This is a genomic window from Sinomicrobium oceani, from assembly GCF_900119185.1.
GTDB classification, from domain to species: domain Bacteria; phylum Bacteroidota; class Bacteroidia; order Flavobacteriales; family Flavobacteriaceae; genus Sinomicrobium; species Sinomicrobium oceani.
In genome coordinates, this window is record NZ_FPJE01000013.1 from 67,312 (window position 1) to 83,433 (window position 16,122).

8 protein-coding genes are annotated in these 16,122 nt (G+C 44.5%); 2 read left to right on the forward strand and 6 right to left on the reverse strand.

The features are described 5' to 3' along the window. Positions 1-23: 23 nt before the first annotated feature. From BT112_RS12705 to ccsA, 4 genes are all read right to left on the reverse strand, one after another. Positions 24-3,095 (reverse strand): SusC/RagA family TonB-linked outer membrane protein, encoded by a 3,072-nt coding sequence (locus BT112_RS12705; protein WP_072317765.1) that lies wholly within the window; start codon positions 3,093-3,095, stop codon positions 24-26. Positions 3,096-3,877: 782 nt separating this feature from the next. Continuing rightward, complete coding sequence (locus tag BT112_RS22230; RefSeq protein WP_217652392.1) at positions 3,878-4,078, reverse strand: winged helix-turn-helix transcriptional regulator; 201 nt, start codon at positions 4,076-4,078, stop codon at positions 3,878-3,880. A gap of 167 nt (positions 4,079-4,245) precedes the next feature. After that, positions 4,246-8,733 (reverse strand): AAA family ATPase, encoded by a 4,488-nt coding sequence (locus BT112_RS12715; protein ID WP_072317840.1) that lies wholly within the window; start codon positions 8,731-8,733, stop codon positions 4,246-4,248. A gap of 223 nt (positions 8,734-8,956) precedes the next feature. Beyond that, the gene (gene ccsA, locus BT112_RS12720) at positions 8,957-12,133 is read right to left on the reverse strand and encodes a cytochrome c biogenesis protein (protein ID WP_072317766.1); all 3,177 of its coding nucleotides are present in this window, start codon (positions 12,131-12,133) and stop codon (positions 8,957-8,959) included. Positions 12,134-12,701: 568 nt separating this feature from the next. Between ccsA and BT112_RS12725 the strand changes: the two genes are divergently transcribed. Both BT112_RS12725 and BT112_RS12730 read left to right on the forward strand, forming a co-directional pair. Then, a complete protein-coding gene (locus BT112_RS12725) occupies positions 12,702-13,541 on the forward strand; it encodes an SDR family NAD(P)-dependent oxidoreductase (protein WP_072317767.1) in 840 nt (279 codons plus the stop codon). Between the two features lie 7 nt (positions 13,542-13,548). Then, positions 13,549-14,460 carry a helix-turn-helix domain-containing protein gene (locus BT112_RS12730; protein ID WP_072317768.1) on the forward strand — a complete coding sequence of 304 codons (912 nt, stop codon included), beginning with the start codon at positions 13,549-13,551 and terminating at the stop codon, positions 14,458-14,460. A gap of 178 nt (positions 14,461-14,638) precedes the next feature. Here the strand turns inward: BT112_RS12730 and BT112_RS12735 are convergent, their stop codons facing one another. Together BT112_RS12735 and BT112_RS12740 are read right to left on the reverse strand one after the other, a co-directional pair. After that, positions 14,639-15,514, reverse strand: coding sequence for an alpha/beta fold hydrolase (locus BT112_RS12735; RefSeq protein WP_072317769.1), 876 nt, complete (start codon positions 15,512-15,514; stop codon positions 14,639-14,641). Between the two features lie 10 nt (positions 15,515-15,524). Continuing rightward, entirely contained in the window at positions 15,525-16,082 is a 558-nt protein-coding gene (locus tag BT112_RS12740; protein WP_072317770.1) for a TetR/AcrR family transcriptional regulator, read from the reverse strand. Positions 16,083-16,122 lie beyond the last annotated feature (40 nt).

A 16,122-nucleotide genomic window follows, 5' to 3' on the forward strand; every position in this document is an offset into this window, starting at 1 on the left:
TTTCATTGCTTGTATTATTATAGTTAAAAACTGAGATTAACCCCGAACATCCATGTTCTGGCGAGCGGGTAACTGCTATAGTCTACTCGTGCGTTGCTCCTTCCGAAAGAATTGGCCTCGGGATCAAACCCGGTGTAATCGGTCCGGGTAAACAAGTTCTGCCCGGCAATATAAAATCTCGCGGAATCAACTATTTTTTCAGGACGGAGCGTATAACTCAGCTGAATGTTCTTCAGCCGGAAATAAGTGGCGTCCTGCAACACCAGTGTATTGACTTTACCTCCTCCATAAGAAGACGGTTCCACGCCCGAGGGCCATCTGGCGGAAGGGTTTTCCGGTGTCCAGCGGTCCAGCACCTGTCCGGCCAGCCGGTTTCTCCGGAAATTCCCGGGATACATACTTTCAATGACATTGATATTCAACAGATCTCCTCCATGTTGCCCCTGAAAAAAAACATCCAGCTGAAAGTCTTTGTAATTTAATGAGGAATGAATGCCATAGGTGAAATCGGGGTAAGGATCGCCGATAATAGTCTGATCGGCCGTGGTAATGGAACCGTCGCCATTTATGTCCCTGAATACGGGATATCCGGGTTGCGAATTAGGCTGGGGAGACTGGGCAATATCATCATTTTCCTGGAAGATCCCCGTGACCACATAACCGTAATAAGAGAAAGCCGGATGTCCCTCTTTCAAAATAGAAGTATTGCCCACATTAGCCACACTTCCCGTATAGATGTCCCCGATCTCTCCCAGATCGGTTACCTTATTTCGTATCCGGGAAAAATTGACCGAAGTATTCCAGGTAAAATCATCGCTCTCCACCAATACGGCACTTAGCTGGGCTTCGATCCCGGAGTTCCTTACCTCACCGATATTGGACAGTATGGTACTATATCCGGTAGACTGTGGCAAAGGCTGGTTTAATAAAACATCCGAGGTGTTTTTTACAAAATAGTCCAGCGCTCCTGTCAGCCTCCCTTTCCACAATCCGGCATCGACCCCTATATTATACTGTTCGGTAGTCTCCCACTTCAAATCGGGATTAGCGATGCGGGAAGGCCTTAACGAGGTAACTGCTCCGTCGTTGATAATGGCAGTCGTAGAAGACTCGTAAGTAGAAAGCGCCGCATAGTTACTGATCTCCTGATTACCGGTCTGCCCCCAGCTGGCCCTTAATTTCAGATTGCTGAAGACCTCCGGGACAAATTCTTCTTCGGTGAGTTTCCATGCCAGTGCCAGGGAAGGAAAATAACCGAACTTGTTATTGTCTCCGAAGCGGGAAGAACCATCGGCCCTCAGAGTGGCCGTAAAGAGGTACTTGCCGTAAAGCTGGTAATTGATCCGCCCGAGATAGGATATCAGGCTGTTTTCTTCATGATTACTGTACAGGTTATCATTATTCGTATCGCCGAGTGAAAGATTATCGGTCCCCAGATCATCCGAAGGAAAACCGGTAATATTCCCGCTGAAAGAACGGGTATTAAACTTTTGATAGGTAACCCCTCCCAAAGCATCTATACTGTGATTTTCATTGAATGCACGGGTATAACTGACCGTGTATTCAAGTAACACGTTCGATCGCTCCAGAGTGGAAATATTGGCTATCCCTCCGGCGGCATCTCCCCGAAAAGTGAGTGTCGAATTGTATAAATCCCTTCTGGATGTCTGCCTGTCCGAACCGAAATTGAGCCTTGTTTTGAGCGCATCCGTAATCTTATATTCGAAAAACACATTACCAAAGGTCCGGTTCGTTTTACTTTTACTGGACACCCCTTTAATAAGGCTTACCGGGTTGTTAATGGTAAGATTGGAAGACTGGTTGAACGAACCGTCATCGTTATAAACAGGTGCTGTAGGATCATATAACAATGCGGTATAAATAGGTCCCGCATCTTCATTCGTACTCATTCCGTCCACACTGTTATTGTCATCCACCAGGCTCGTGGTCAGGTTAATGCCAAAATCAATTTTGTCGTGTAATTTACGGGTAAGGTTTATTCTGCCTATATATTTTTGTATTCCCGAATTATCGATGATGCCCTGTTGGTCGAAATAATTAAAAGAGGTATAAAAGGTAGTTTTGTCATCGCCCCCGCTAACAGAAAGGTTCTGGCTATGTACCGGGGCAGACCGGTATATCTTATCCTGCCAGTCCACTCCATTTCCGATCGCCTCCCTGTCCTCATCCGTAAATATGATCGTTCCGCCACCATCCTGTGAAATACCGTTAATCCCATGCATATATTGTCCGGCAGAGAGCAGATCCATTTTTTTAGCGACAGATTGTACTCCTATATAAGCATCATAGTTTACAGAAATGCGCTGCGCACTTCCCCGTTTTGTGGTGATCAGGATTACACCATTTGCTCCACGGGATCCGTATATTGCCGTAGCCGAGGCATCCTTCAGGATCTCTATAGACTCTATATCATTAGGATTTAATGAATTAAGAGGATTTCTGGGATTGTTATTTACAGCCGTCCCTGCAGCCCCGCCACCGGCCAGCATTGGGCTGTTATCTATAGGAAAACCGTCAATCACATACAGCGGCTCATTACCGGCATTTACCGAACTCGCTCCTCTTATTCTTATCGACATGCCCCCTCCCGGTTCCGAACTCGTCTGCGACACTTGTACCCCTGATACCCGGCCCTGTATCATCTGATCCACGGAAACATTCGACCCGGGATTAAAATCTTTTGCTTTAAGAGATGATACTGCTCCTGTTAGATCACTTTTTTTCTGGGTACCATACCCCACGACGACCACTTCGCTGAGCTGTTCCACATCTTCCTCCAGGGTTACATCAAGAACAGATTGCCCCGAAACCTCCTTTTCCACCGTCTCAAAACCAAGGCTGGAAAAAACCAGGAAATCCCCCGCCTGTGCCCTAATGGTGTAGTTACCGTCGAAATCGGTGACCGTCCCTACGCTCTTTCCTTTAATACTTACGTTGACCGCCGGTAAGGGCATACCATCCGAAGCCCTTACGGTACCCCTGATCTCCGCAGGGGACTGCGACCAGGCCTGCCCTATGACCGATACACAAAAAATTATGGTGTACAGGGCCTGAAATACTTTTTTAGAATACATTTTGAATATTTTGATTTATGGTTTCCGAATGGGAAAATCCGGACAATAGTTACCCTGAGCGATAAAAAATCACTCTTTAAACATACAGGCACTTTTTCCGGAACAGTGCCCTTCAGATATTGTGAAAAATGATAAATCCGGATTTCGGCTTCGTTAAAATCCGTAGGAAAATACGATCAACACATCCACATGCCGTATAACCCTTTTGCGAAGTACATTTTAACAGGTCGGACGAACTTACGGATAAAACCACTGACATAGGTCCTGATACGGAGTAGAGAATCTGTTTTCATAGCAATTGTTTTCTTGTAAAGAATAGAATGTGTCAAATGTACAATATTTTTTAATTATCACATATATCCTATAGAATAAATAGGATAATTTGATAAACTCTTTTTGTTATATTTTTAACAGCCAAATAAATGGACCTTTATATACCTGAAAAACTGCAAATTATGTAGTTTAGTATTTTAATTAAACTACACATATCCCTATTTTAGCCTGCCGGAATCAGGATCTTTCGGGCGTACCATATCCCTAAAAGACATTTTTTCCATTAGAAGAGCCAGTCTCCCGGAGAAATATCTCTGCGCAGGCCTGATGAAAATGGACGAGACCCGGTCGATCCTGAAAGATTTTAGCCCGGACCGACATGGCTGGATTATAACTTTTAAAGATATGATTAAAAAATCGGGATTGTTGTAAACCGCAAATATCATGATCAGATGTCAGGTTCCAAGAACTATCTCACGATGATATAATCCCCAAGTAATACAGTTCTCTCAACACTTTTTCCAATGACATGCCATGTGCGGGGTAATGCAAGACTCTATTTTGGGAGGGAAACTGGCATACACCTTCCTGCTGACCGATAGATTTGCTTTCGGAAATTTTAATTCTTTGGACAGTGTTTTATCAGTAATCCCGGGCACCTCGCGGGAAACGCATCGGCCCGCCGGAAAGTGCAGCACTGTTTTGCTCATGGTCTCTTCAACCGTATTTCATATTTCCCGGGATGATACCGCGGATATCGGGATCAATATATTCGTCCTTACCCTGGCAGGTTTTGTAGCCCGCGTAAGATCACCAAACAGCGGTAAATACTGCGTTTTGAGGCTTACGAAAGAGCATCTGTATTCATCAGGCTACATCACTCCAGTACCAGGCCCACACCTATTTTCTCCAACAAATAAGGGTTGTGGTCTATTACGATAAGGTCATTCTCCGCACTGAGTTGCTGCAATACCCCGTATAGCAGATCTATATCAGTATAATGCAGTCCTATACTCGGTTCGTCCAGTATCAGTAACTGATCTTTCGTCCTGTCCTTTAACCACCGGAGCAGCAACAAACGTTGCTTTTCTCCGGACGACAGTGATTTTACCGTCTGGTCGAGCCGTATATGAGAAAGTCCTATACCGCACAAAGTCTGCAATTGCCGTACTACTGCGGCCGTACCGGGATAAGGAGCCATCCATGCGGACAATTCGGCAATATTCATCGCCAGGATAGCTGCAATGTGTTTTCCGTCTATGGTATATTCCAGAACAGCATCCCGATAGCGTTTTCCTTTACATACATCACAGGTTTCCACTTGCCTGGCGGCTACATCCAGACTTGTTTCCACGATACCGCTTCCGAGACAATGGGGGCACTGGCTGGTTTTGGTTTTATACGAAAAGTACGCGGCCTTACTGCCTGTTTCCTTTGCAAATACTTTGGTGATGACTTTTAGTATATCCAGGTAATCAACCAGTAATGTACTGTTATAGGCTTGTAGTTTTTTAGGTTCAAAATAATGTACACCCCGGTACGGTTTGGGAAAGTCTATACGCTTGCAGTGTACGGGACGATGCTGTTGCAATCCCGGCATGACGACCTCTTTGAGCAAAGTAGTCTTCCCGATACCCGACTTTCCCGTCAGGGCTGTAATACCGCCTACGGGGATGTCTATCCGTGCTTTTTGGAGACGGTGACGTGCGATGCCTTCTATATGAATATACGCTTTGCCTGGCTGTAAACGTACTGCACTGCTTTTTGTTTTTATATAAGGGTGACATACTTCGGAAGCCAGGTATCCGGCGACACTTCCCTGAAAAACAATTTCACCTCCCATGCTCCCTGCTTCCGGGCCGATATGCACGAGGTGATCGGCTGCCTTGATAATGGCTTTATGATGCTCGATAACGATAACCGTATTCCCTTTGTCCACGAGTGTTTTCAGCAATGCAATAAGGTCCGGGATGTTGTCTTGCGATAAACCTGCCGAAGGTTCGTCCAGCAGATAGGTAATACCGTGTAACGGACTGTTCAGCTGTTTGATCAGGGAAACCCGCTGCTGTTCGCCCCCACTTAACGTATCGGACTTCCGACCGAGTTGCAAATGATTGATATGCAATTGCCGTGCCCGCTCCAGGATATGTTGCAGGTGTTCCTGTAACTTCGCTGTTAACTCCGCATCTACAGTATCGCCCGGGCGGATATGCAGCCATGCTTCGAACTCCTGCAGGCTCATCGCCTTGATATCCCGCATAGACCGGCCGCCCAGGGTTATTACCAGACGTTCGGGCTGTAATCCGCTACCCTGGCAGTGACTACAGATCTCCGGGGTCAATAAAGCTTGTAAGTGCCGGATGTTTTTGTTCTTACGGGTGAGAACGTACTCATCCGACAAATACGTAAACAAACCTTTCCACACCATTTTTACCTGTTGGGTCCCCGATCGTGATTTGGTTTTAAAAGTCCAGTCTGCTTCCCAGGTTTTATCCGGAATTCCGTGAAATATTATCCTGCGTTGCTCCGGGGTCCAGACCTTAAAAGGCGTGTGCAGACTAAAACCGTATACCTTTCCTATTTCGCTGACGATCGCCATATACTGTCCGCCTGCCTGCCCGTAGTAATACAGGGCTTTGTTGTGCTCAAAGAGCCCGTCGGCAATGCTCAGGTTTTCATCCCATACTATTTTGGACAAATCGGGAAGCAACTCTTGTCCCATGCCGTCACAAACACCACATTTTCCGAGTTCGTGTGCATTGGAAAAATGACTGGCCGACCATGGCTTGCCTTCGTATTGTGCCTTACGCGAAAAAGCGAAGCGCAAACTCTTATCGATATCTGTCTGCCGGGATACATCCGAACGTCCGGAAAATTGCCGGTCTTTCCGGGTGATACAGATCGTCGGGGTCAGTCCCGAGATATGGTCTGCCTCAAACTGATAGTCTACCCCGACACGGTTTTGCTGATAACTCGAAAACTGTTTGCTCATCTCCTGCAATCCGTAACCGTGCAGGGTATCGATCACCAAAGAAGATTTCCCCGAGCCCGATATTCCCGTAACCACCGTGAGTCGCTGTTTGGGTAACGAAACATCGATGTCTTTCAGCGCATGGGTCCGTGCTCCTTCGATATGGATGGTAGCAGTAGCCGAGCGTTCGGGAACACGCTCATCCGACGTTGTTACGGTTTCCGCATTGGGCACCCATATATCACAACCCGATTGAAACAAGGGATGATTTTCGAAACATACGATGCCTGAAGTTTCCTGTTTTAACTGATGTAAAGCCTTTAGCAGTTGTACCACATTTTGCTGGTGCAAGCCTACACTGGGCTCTTCCAGTAACAAGATGGTTTGCCGGGCAGGCTTCGCAAAGTGCCTGGTAAGTTTAATACGCTGTGCTTCTCCTCCGCTTAAGGTATTGGACGGTTGCCCGAGTTTGATGTATCCCAGTCCCAAACGCTGCATCAAAGCCAGAATGCCGGATAACTTCTTTTCGTGCCGAAAGAAATCATAAGCTTCTGTGATACTGAGATGATAAATCTCCGCAATATTCTTGTTGTTCCAATGTACCTGAAGCACTTCCGGCTTAAAGCGTTTTCCGTTACATTCCGGACAGGTCTGGTTGATCGTTCCCATGACGCTCATGGAAAGGGTTATGACACCCGCTCCTTCACAACGGGGGCAGCGTCCTGCCTTGTTGTTAAAGGAAAAGGCACTTTTCTTCAGCTCCAAGGCCCCGGCTTCGTCCGTTTTGGCCAGCAGATCCCGGATCTTGTCCGCCATACCGGTATAGGTCGCCGGATTACTGCGCGGGGTTTTGCCTATGGGCTGATCGGATACGGTGAGTAGCTGCAACGCTTTTTCTTTGCTGTATGCTCGTATGGTCTCTGCTATAGTTGCCGTTTTCCTACTGACTACGGATAGCTGCTTTGCTTCGGGGCGAAATGCCGTTTCCGAAAGTTGCTGTCGTTTGCTATGGATACCAGTGGTGGGAGAACGCAATTCGGCCAATGTCGGGCTTTCTATGTCCTTTGCATTCAGAAAATCTGTTCGCTTGCCGTTAAAGATCACTTCCCCGCCTTCTACCCCGGCTTTTGGGCCCAATTCTACGATCCAGTCGGCTTTCCGGATGAGATCCAGATCGTGCTCTACGACCATGACGGTATTTCCCCGGCTGATCAGGCGCCGTAAAATACTGTACAAATGCTGCTGATAGGCGGGTGATAGCCCGATGGAGGGTTCGTCAAACACATAAAGGATGCCTTGCAAGCTACTGTTTACCTGCTTGATGAGCTTAATGCGCTGCCCGTCTCCACTGGAGATGTCCATACTGGGCGTGCCTAAACAGTAGTGGTCCATCCCTAAACGGATCTGATCGTATAATGACGTACACAATTTGTGGACCAAAACCTGCTCTCCGGCCTGATGTTGTGCATTGCGGAGCCGATGGTAGAGTGATGGTAAGGGCAACTCCATCCACTCCCGGAAATTCAGTCCTTTCCACCGATATTTAAGATGTTCGGCCTTGATACGTGCCCCATGGCAACCGGGACAGGTCTTTGCACTGGTAAACCGGAGAATACTCGGATTTCTATCGAGCCGGAGTATATCGCTCATCACGGGTAAGATACCTTTGTAATAACCGACCTCCCGGGGTTTTGCTTTAAAACCTTCCCAACGCAAACGCGATTCCAGGCTGTGTTTGCCATAGTACACCTGTATGCGCTCGCTTCCGTTCCAGATCACCTCCTGCTGTTCTGGGGTCAGGTCTTTCCACGGAATATCTACATTAAATCCATGTGCTTCACACACCTTGTTCAACTCTTCTACGGTAACCTGAGAATACACAATATACCCGTTGGGCAAAGTGGTTACCAGGGCTCCTTCCCGCAGCGTTTTGGTTTCGTCTCCTACCAGTTTACGGGTATCGATATATTCGGCCTCACCGATTCCCCGGCATACTTCACAGGCGCCCCGGGGATGGTTGAACGAAAACAGGGATTTGCTCATACTTTCTTCCCCGGAATAACGGGCGAATAAAATACGGAAGAGGGGTGTCAGTTCCGACAACGTACCGAATGTAGCATTGATCGACTGAAAACGCCTGGATTGTTCTACCTTGATCACCGGGGGTAACCCGGCGATATCATCGACTGACGCTGTGGGTATCGAAATTGCGTTTTGATGATTGTACGCGGGCAGACTCTCTAAAAAATACCGATAGCCTTCATTGCCTATCACCCCCATAGCCAGGGAGGATTTTCCCGAACCGGAAAGCCCGGTAACCACGATTAAACGGTTTTCAGGAATGGTTAAGGAAATGTTTTTAAGGTTGTTCTGATAGGCGTTACGAATGCGCATGTAGAAAGTTCTTTTGCTGTGGAAGTCTACAAAGGTAGTAAGATTTTGAGAGTTGAAAAGGATATGAACCGGGATCGTAAGGATTGACTTGGAATAAGGCCAGTAAAATCTTTTCAGAATCCTGTATGAAAATCCGGGTATCGCGGAGATGCCGGATATGGAGCGTAGCCTTTCTAAACCGGACATTACACAGGCTTACAGTTTTTATACTATCAGGAAGATTTTACACTGTTTTTTTATAAACTGTCCGGTATCTCCAATAACTGATGCCTCCAAGTATCAGTAATCCGAAAACAATATATTTTACATAATCCGGTGTAATCGCGGCAGCACCCGATTGAGCATAGCTATGAAGACCAACCAGGTAGAAATTAACACCGAAATAAGTCATCATAATACTGCCATAGGCCGCTACACTCATAAAATTATAAATCCACCTTCCCCTTAAGCCAGGTACTAATCGCATGTGTAATATAAAAGCATAAACCATAATGGATACTAATGCCCAGGTTTCTTTGGGGTCCCATCCCCAATAACGCCCCCAACTCTCATTGGCCCATTGTCCTCCCAAAAAATTACCAATAGTGAGCATTATTAAACCTACCGTCAGGGCCAGTTCATTGATAATGGTCAACTCCTTCAGGTTAATTTCCATTCGTTTTTTGTTCTTTTTGGTCGTCAGTATAATGAGAATTAATGAAACTACGCCCAGGATCATACTCACGGTAAAGGGACCGTAACTGCCTACTATGATAGGTACATGGATCATCACCCAATAACTATCCAATACAGGCACCAGATTGGCAATGGAAGGATCCACCCAACTCTGGTGCCCCACCCAAAGCAGCATGGAAGCCACAAAAGCGCTTGCAGCCAGGGTTAAATCACTTTTTCTGGTAAATAGTAATCCCATCCCCAATGTGGCCCAGGAAACGTACAAAATACTTTCGTAAGCATTACTCCAGGGGGCATGGCCCGAAATATACCAGCGTAATACCAGGCCTGCTGTATGCGAAATAAAAAATAAGATGATCAACCCTTTCAGGAGGTAGGTTGAGCCCCTCCAGATTTTCCCGTCCTTAAAAATCCTGAAAATGAGAATTAAGAACAAAAGCCCCCCAACCATCATGTAGTATTTGTACAGACGGTTGAAGATATCCAACTTGTTGTGAATGATTTCGGCTTTTATCTTTTTCTCAGACAGCATCACTTCTGAACCATGATTTCTTTGATTTTGTTTAATGGATTCCAGCAGTTTATCAGGTTCCGAATAATCTCCTGTTACAATGGCACTCCGTAAAGTATTTATATAATACGGCAGGCTATTTGTCATAAAACCGGCATACAGGGAATCTTGCACCGGATATTGACCGGAACGGAATTCTAAAGCAGAAATCCATTTGTTGTTCTCATCATTAACCAATGGAAATATTTTCAATATAGCTCCGCTCAATGCCATTTCCAACAAGGAGAGGCGTTCATGGACTTTGATAAAGTCCTTTTGGAATTCATTAGGATTTGTCGTAGAACTGGCATCGTCAAGGTAAGGTCCTAATTTGTACATGCCTGTAGCATCGAACAAATCAACCGGTTTAATGTATTTTTTCGTTTTCTCTACGCCCAATACCTGGCGAATACTATCATTTTGCCATTGACCGACTTTGATAAATTCGGTATGGTACCAAAGGGCCGGATTTATCATCATGGAAAGGAATACCTGATCGGAATTCATATCCCTGAATTTGTCATTACCACTGAGCTTACGCAACAATTCCGAAGTAAACGTATGCAAAGGCTTCATACGCCCTCCTTCATCCTGGATGACCAGTTCTCCAAATTTATCGGCATGCTCCTTAGTCACGGTGGTGGCCCGGATAAGCGAATCTATTTGTACCTGAGTGGGTAAGGTGTTATGGTTTTCCTCATGTGCCGGTTGTGCAAATCCCTGAAAACATCCCATCAGTAATAATATCACTGCTGCCATTTCTGCCTTTTTCTTTTTTACGTTTTCCAATGCTCTGCCCAGGTCCTTGAATCGGGTGTTACCGAAAAACATAATTCCCATCAATCCGGCATAAAGTAAAAAGTAACCTATATAAGTAATCCATGTTCCCCAGAAATCGTGATTAACACTCAGGATCGTCCCCTTTTCATCCGGCATAAAACTGGATTGAAAAAAGCGGTATCCACCATGATCGAGAATGTGGTTCATATAAATATCATAAGCAAAGGAATGCTCATCCTCGATAGTCACTTTGCTCATAAAGGATTTGTAAGCATTGACCGTCCCCGGATACTTTTCCGCGATAAAGTCATTGAGTTTTACACCAAAAGGTAATTGATACAGTTTAGAACCGAATCGCAACGAAAATTGCAGATCTCCTAAAGTAAACGGAGCGGCAAAATCTGAAAATCCCTTACTCCCCAGTAATTTCTTTTCTACGGTTTGTCCGTTGGCCGTTACGGCAACTACCAGCGCATCCTGAGTCTGATCTGTAATTTCATTATCGGCGACTTTCACCACACCATAGTGTCCTTTGCGTAATGGTTCCGGTAATACAAATTGCATTCCGGCCATTGTATAGAGCGAACGTAACTGTACTTCCTGAAGGCTGTCCTTTAGCACTTTTCCCTGCCACTGATCAGCCATTCTTATAAAATCACCTTCAAAGGGAGATTCTATAAAATATCCTCCCTCCCCGCTGTACAGGTTAATAGCGCCCTTGGTCTTTTTATTAAGAGCAAAAAGCACATTATGGATGCTGACGACGGTTCCGTTCTCTAAAAAATGTTCATGTCGTTGCCCGTTTCCTGCCTCGACAATTTTTAGATATTCCTGACCATTTTCGTCGGGAATAAGATCTTCCTTAGCACCTTTGATAAAATCGACATATTCAATTCTGAATTCCTTCCCGTTGAAATCATCATTCCAGGGCAAACTTGACCTTTTCCCTTCCGGGGAAACCAGAATATGGTCTTCTAAAATCTTACGCCTGGGCTGTCCCTCAATCTCGCCTTCGATATAGGCTGTGAGGTATGTTTTATCCGAAAAAAATACATGTTCCGTTTGGCCCTCCCTAATGGGCATCATGCCCTCGTAACTGATATATCGTGTTACAAAAGCTCCCGCAATAATCAGTATCCAGGAAAGGTGTAAGATCAAAACAGGCCATTTTTTCCATTGCAGAAGATTGTACCTGTAAATGTTTCCTAAAAAATTAATGACAAAAAACACCATTATGGCCTCGAACCAGGTCGCATTGTAAATATAAATACGGGCAGTTTCGATGCTGTACCAGGTTTCTATAAAAGTTGCCGTGGCCATTGCAAAAGCAAAAAGAAGAAATAGAACGGCCATTAATGTAGTGGAGAACAAGGTTTTCTTAAGTAAATCGCGCATGAGGTCCATTTTATCAGATTGTAAAATTACGTCATAGAATGCACTTCTGACAAGAATGAGCCTTACAATTTAATCTGTGAAATCCTCCTGAAGTTCCGCCTTATTACCGCCGGACTACTACATTTCACTGCGAATACCCCATAGATTCGGATTAGGTATTTTCCCGTGGAAAGCTCTAAAACGGCCATTAAAGCAATCCCTTGAACACCGGAAGGATTTCGGTTATCGTATAACCATATTAGGTTGATAGCCAAAGGAAATAATATTGCCATTTAAGAGAATAGTTTAGCCGCTAACCCATTCCCTTAAATAGCTCTATTCAGGCTTACCCGGACATCCATAATCCCGTAGTTTCCTTCATCGTTCCGAGAAATACCGATAGGCTAATACTTGCGGATTATCGCACCAGTGCTAACCCGGTCGAAGGGTAATCTATCCGAAATATGCTTGTACAAAACGTTTGCAGTGATTACACAAAAAACTATAATCCTGAATTCAAATACGTTTACCCTCGATTTGAATACTTTATAATGGGGTACGCCCGGTAATTTTGTAAAAAACAAATAATATGAATACTCAGAAAGAGAACGTATGGTTTATCACAGGAGCTTCCCAAGGAATGGGGCTTGCAATAACAAGAGCAGCTTTAGAAAGCGGGGGGAAAGTCATTGCAACTTCCCGGAATACCGATGCGCTTTTGGAAAAAATCGTAAATCACCGGGATAATATACTTCCCCTAACGTTAGATATTACCAATGAAAAAGATGTGCAAAAGGCCATTTCCAAAGGTGTAGAACATTTCGGACGAATAGATATAGTGATAAATAACGCAGGTTATAATCTATTAGGAAATATCGAAGAGCTGAATGATTTTGAATTCCGGAAAACCATGGATGTAAATCTTTTTGCTGTGACCCATATCATTCGAAATGTTCTCCCGGTTATGTGCAAACAAAAGTCGGGACATATCATTAATACAGCATCAATTATGGGCTATATGAGTTATCCCGGAAACGGAAGTTATAGTGCTTCCAAATATGCGGTTATCGGATTGTCTGAGGCACTTGCGCAGGAGGTCTCGCCTTTCGGTATAAAAGTGACGATCCTGGCACCAGGAACATTTCGCACAAATTTTATGAGTGAGGACTCCCTCAACGTTGCGAAAAATAAAATCGATGTCTATAATTTAGAGGAACAGACAGCACAGTTTACACGTTTTGACGGTAAACAATTAGGTGATCCTGAAAAATTAGCGGAAGTCGTACTTAAAATTACTGAAATGGCTATTCCTCCTTTACACCTTCCATTAGGTTCGGATAGTTACCATGCCATCTTAGAAATACGTAAAAATGAAAAAAAAGAAATGGAAAAATGGAAATCCTTATCTTTATCTACCGATTTTAAATAATTAAAGTGTGAAGAAAGCTGCTCCATATAGAATTGAGTCTATTTCAAAACTTCACCGTTTATTCGGTTTACCTAAGCCTGATCATCCCCTGATCAGTGTAATTGACTTTGAGCTTCTGAAATTTGATGACAATAAGATCTGGAGCAGCTTTTATTATGATTTTTATTGTGTAGCCATTAAAAAAGGAACTTCGGGAAAATTCAGGTATGGGCAAAGTTCTTATGATTTCGATGAGGGCGTAATGAGTTTTACCAAACCAGGTCAGATTTTTTCCGTTACCAATCCTACGGATGATCCGGTATCAGGGTATATGATGATTTTTAAAGCCGACCTGATCAGGCATTACACTTTGGGAAAAGTAATCGGAGATTATGGTTTCTTCTCCTATTCCACCACCGAAGCCCTGCACCTTTCTGAAAAAGAAGATAACATCATAATATCCCTGCTTCATCAAATGCAGGATGAACTCAAAAACAACATCGACCATTACAGCCAGGACTTAATTGTTTCTCATATTGACCTGCTCCTTCATTATGCAAAGCGCTTTCACAACAGGCAGTTTATCACACGAAGTACCGTCCATAACGATCTTGTAGTAAAAATGGAAGAATTGATTGATGCCTACTTAAAAAACGATACCACACTCTCGGGCCTGCCGACGGTGAACTTTTTCGCTGAAAAGTTAAACGTTTCCCCAAGTTATTTGAGTGATTTATTAAAAAATGCCACAGGTAAAAGCGCTCAAACACACATTCAGGAATCCATTATTGACAGAGCCAAAGAACTACTTTCCACGACCCGGTTAAGCGTCAGGGAAATCGCTTATGAACTCGGGTTTGAATATCCCCAGTCATTCAGTACCATGTTCAAGAAAAAAACGCAACAAACTCCCCTGGAATTCCGAGCACTGTTTACTTGAGCAAAGTACTACTTTTAACATCAGATGGTGTTTAAAAGCTTAATCTGTCTTAGAGATGTTCCAGGATCGGATGCTTATTGTCCGGAACCGGGCTTTTTTGGTATCGGAAGCTTATAGTACAAGACCTTCCCGGATTTATACCTGTCGGATTACTCCCGGTACATCGGTATCCTTCGGTTCATTCCAGGAAATCTGAGATTGCCTTCGCTATTTGTACGGGTTTTTCTTCGTGAAGAAAATGTCCGGTTCCTTCTACTTCCATCATTTGATATGATAAAAAATAGTGAGACAGAAAATCGTCCAGTATCCCGAAATTGGATGATGATGCAATCCCCAGGGTCGGATTCGCGATTTTCGGATAGGTTTTCTGATCGGAAATATCCTGACCAAAGGCCTGATACCAGGCATTGGATGCCCTTATGTTTTCTTTGCGGTTATAATGTTGCATATACACCGCACGGTCAAAATCACCGATAGCTTCCGGGTTAATGAGTAACTTATCGAGAAGGTGATCCAGCAACAATCCGAAACGGCCTTCCAGCAATTGTTCAGGCAGGTCTTTTACCTGGTTAAAGGCTACCCACCAGGGATATACCGGGGTTCCTACGGGTAGCATGGGAAGCCTGTACATGTTTTCATCGGGCGGTGGCGTATCCAGAAGAATCAGTTTGCCTGTCCTTTCCGGATAATTGGCCGCAAAGGCATAGGCTACATTGGCCCCGATATCATGTCCGGCTATATGAACCCTATCATATCCTAAAGCTATGACTAACTCCTTGATATCGCCCGCCATATCCTTCTTGGAATATCCTCCCGGGGGCTTATCGCTATCTCCCATCCCACGCAGGTCTACAGCAATTACCGTATATTTTTCAGCCAGGACAGGCATTATATGACGGAAAGACCACCAGGTCTGAGGCCAGCCCGGTAACAAAACCAATGGCGCTCCGTTTCCTCCGATGACACCGTGAAGGTTTACACCATTCACTTTTTGAGTATGGCTGTAAAAACCCGGCATTTTTTTGATCAGATGTGCTGTGGTATATAGATTCATAGGAATATGTTTATTCTTTTAATCCGATAGCTCCTTTAAAGGATATCCAGGCAAACTTTTTACAATCATTTCTGGCCACATCTCCGGCCTCTACAGCATAAATTGCAGTTTCGATAATAGCCCCGAACAAATTAAAAATCCAGGGGATCGTCAATGCATTCGTCACGCGTTGTTCCTCCCGGAGTTCTGCAATGATTTTTAACCATTTTGCTTTAACGTCATCGGATTCAAATTCCTTTTGGCGCTCCAACTCCGAAAAGTTACTGCGTTCATAGCTCCTTTTTATAAAAGCATAATGGATTCCCTGCTCTATCGCAGCAAAAAGCATATTTCTCACTTTCTTCACGGGGTCCTTATCACTTTCATAAGCTTCCGTCATAGCCTTATTGCAATTATCAAGCATCTCCTTTTTGCAGCATGCCATCAAATCCTGGCGGTTTTTAAAATACCGATGCAGCGTTCTCCGGGAAACACCGGCTACTTGGGCCACTTTCTCCAGATTTTCCGACCCGTTGTTCAGAAAGCACTTTACTGCCGCAGCTATAATTTTTGTTTTCGTATCTGGCATGGCGCAAATATATGTAATATGTCACAAAAATGTGATATTT

Coding starts and splice junctions, on each gene's coding strand:
- BT112_RS12725 (WP_072317767.1), top strand. CDS start 12,702: ATGAATACTCAGAAAGAGAACGTATGGTTTATCACAGGAGCTTCCCAA.
- BT112_RS12705 (WP_072317765.1), bottom strand. CDS start 3,095: ATGTATTCTAAAAAAGTATTTCAGGCCCTGTACACCATAATTTTTTGT.
- BT112_RS12715 (WP_072317840.1), bottom strand. CDS start 8,733: ATGCGCATTCGTAACGCCTATCAGAACAACCTTAAAAACATTTCCTTA.
- ccsA (WP_072317766.1), bottom strand. CDS start 12,133: ATGCGCGATTTACTTAAGAAAACCTTGTTCTCCACTACATTAATGGCC.
- BT112_RS12735 (WP_072317769.1), bottom strand. CDS start 15,514: ATGAATCTATATACCACAGCACATCTGATCAAAAAAATGCCGGGTTTT.
- BT112_RS12740 (WP_072317770.1), bottom strand. CDS start 16,082: ATGCCAGATACGAAAACAAAAATTATAGCTGCGGCAGTAAAGTGCTTT.
- BT112_RS22230 (WP_217652392.1), bottom strand. CDS start 4,078: ATGAGCAAAACAGTGCTGCACTTTCCGGCGGGCCGATGCGTTTCCCGC.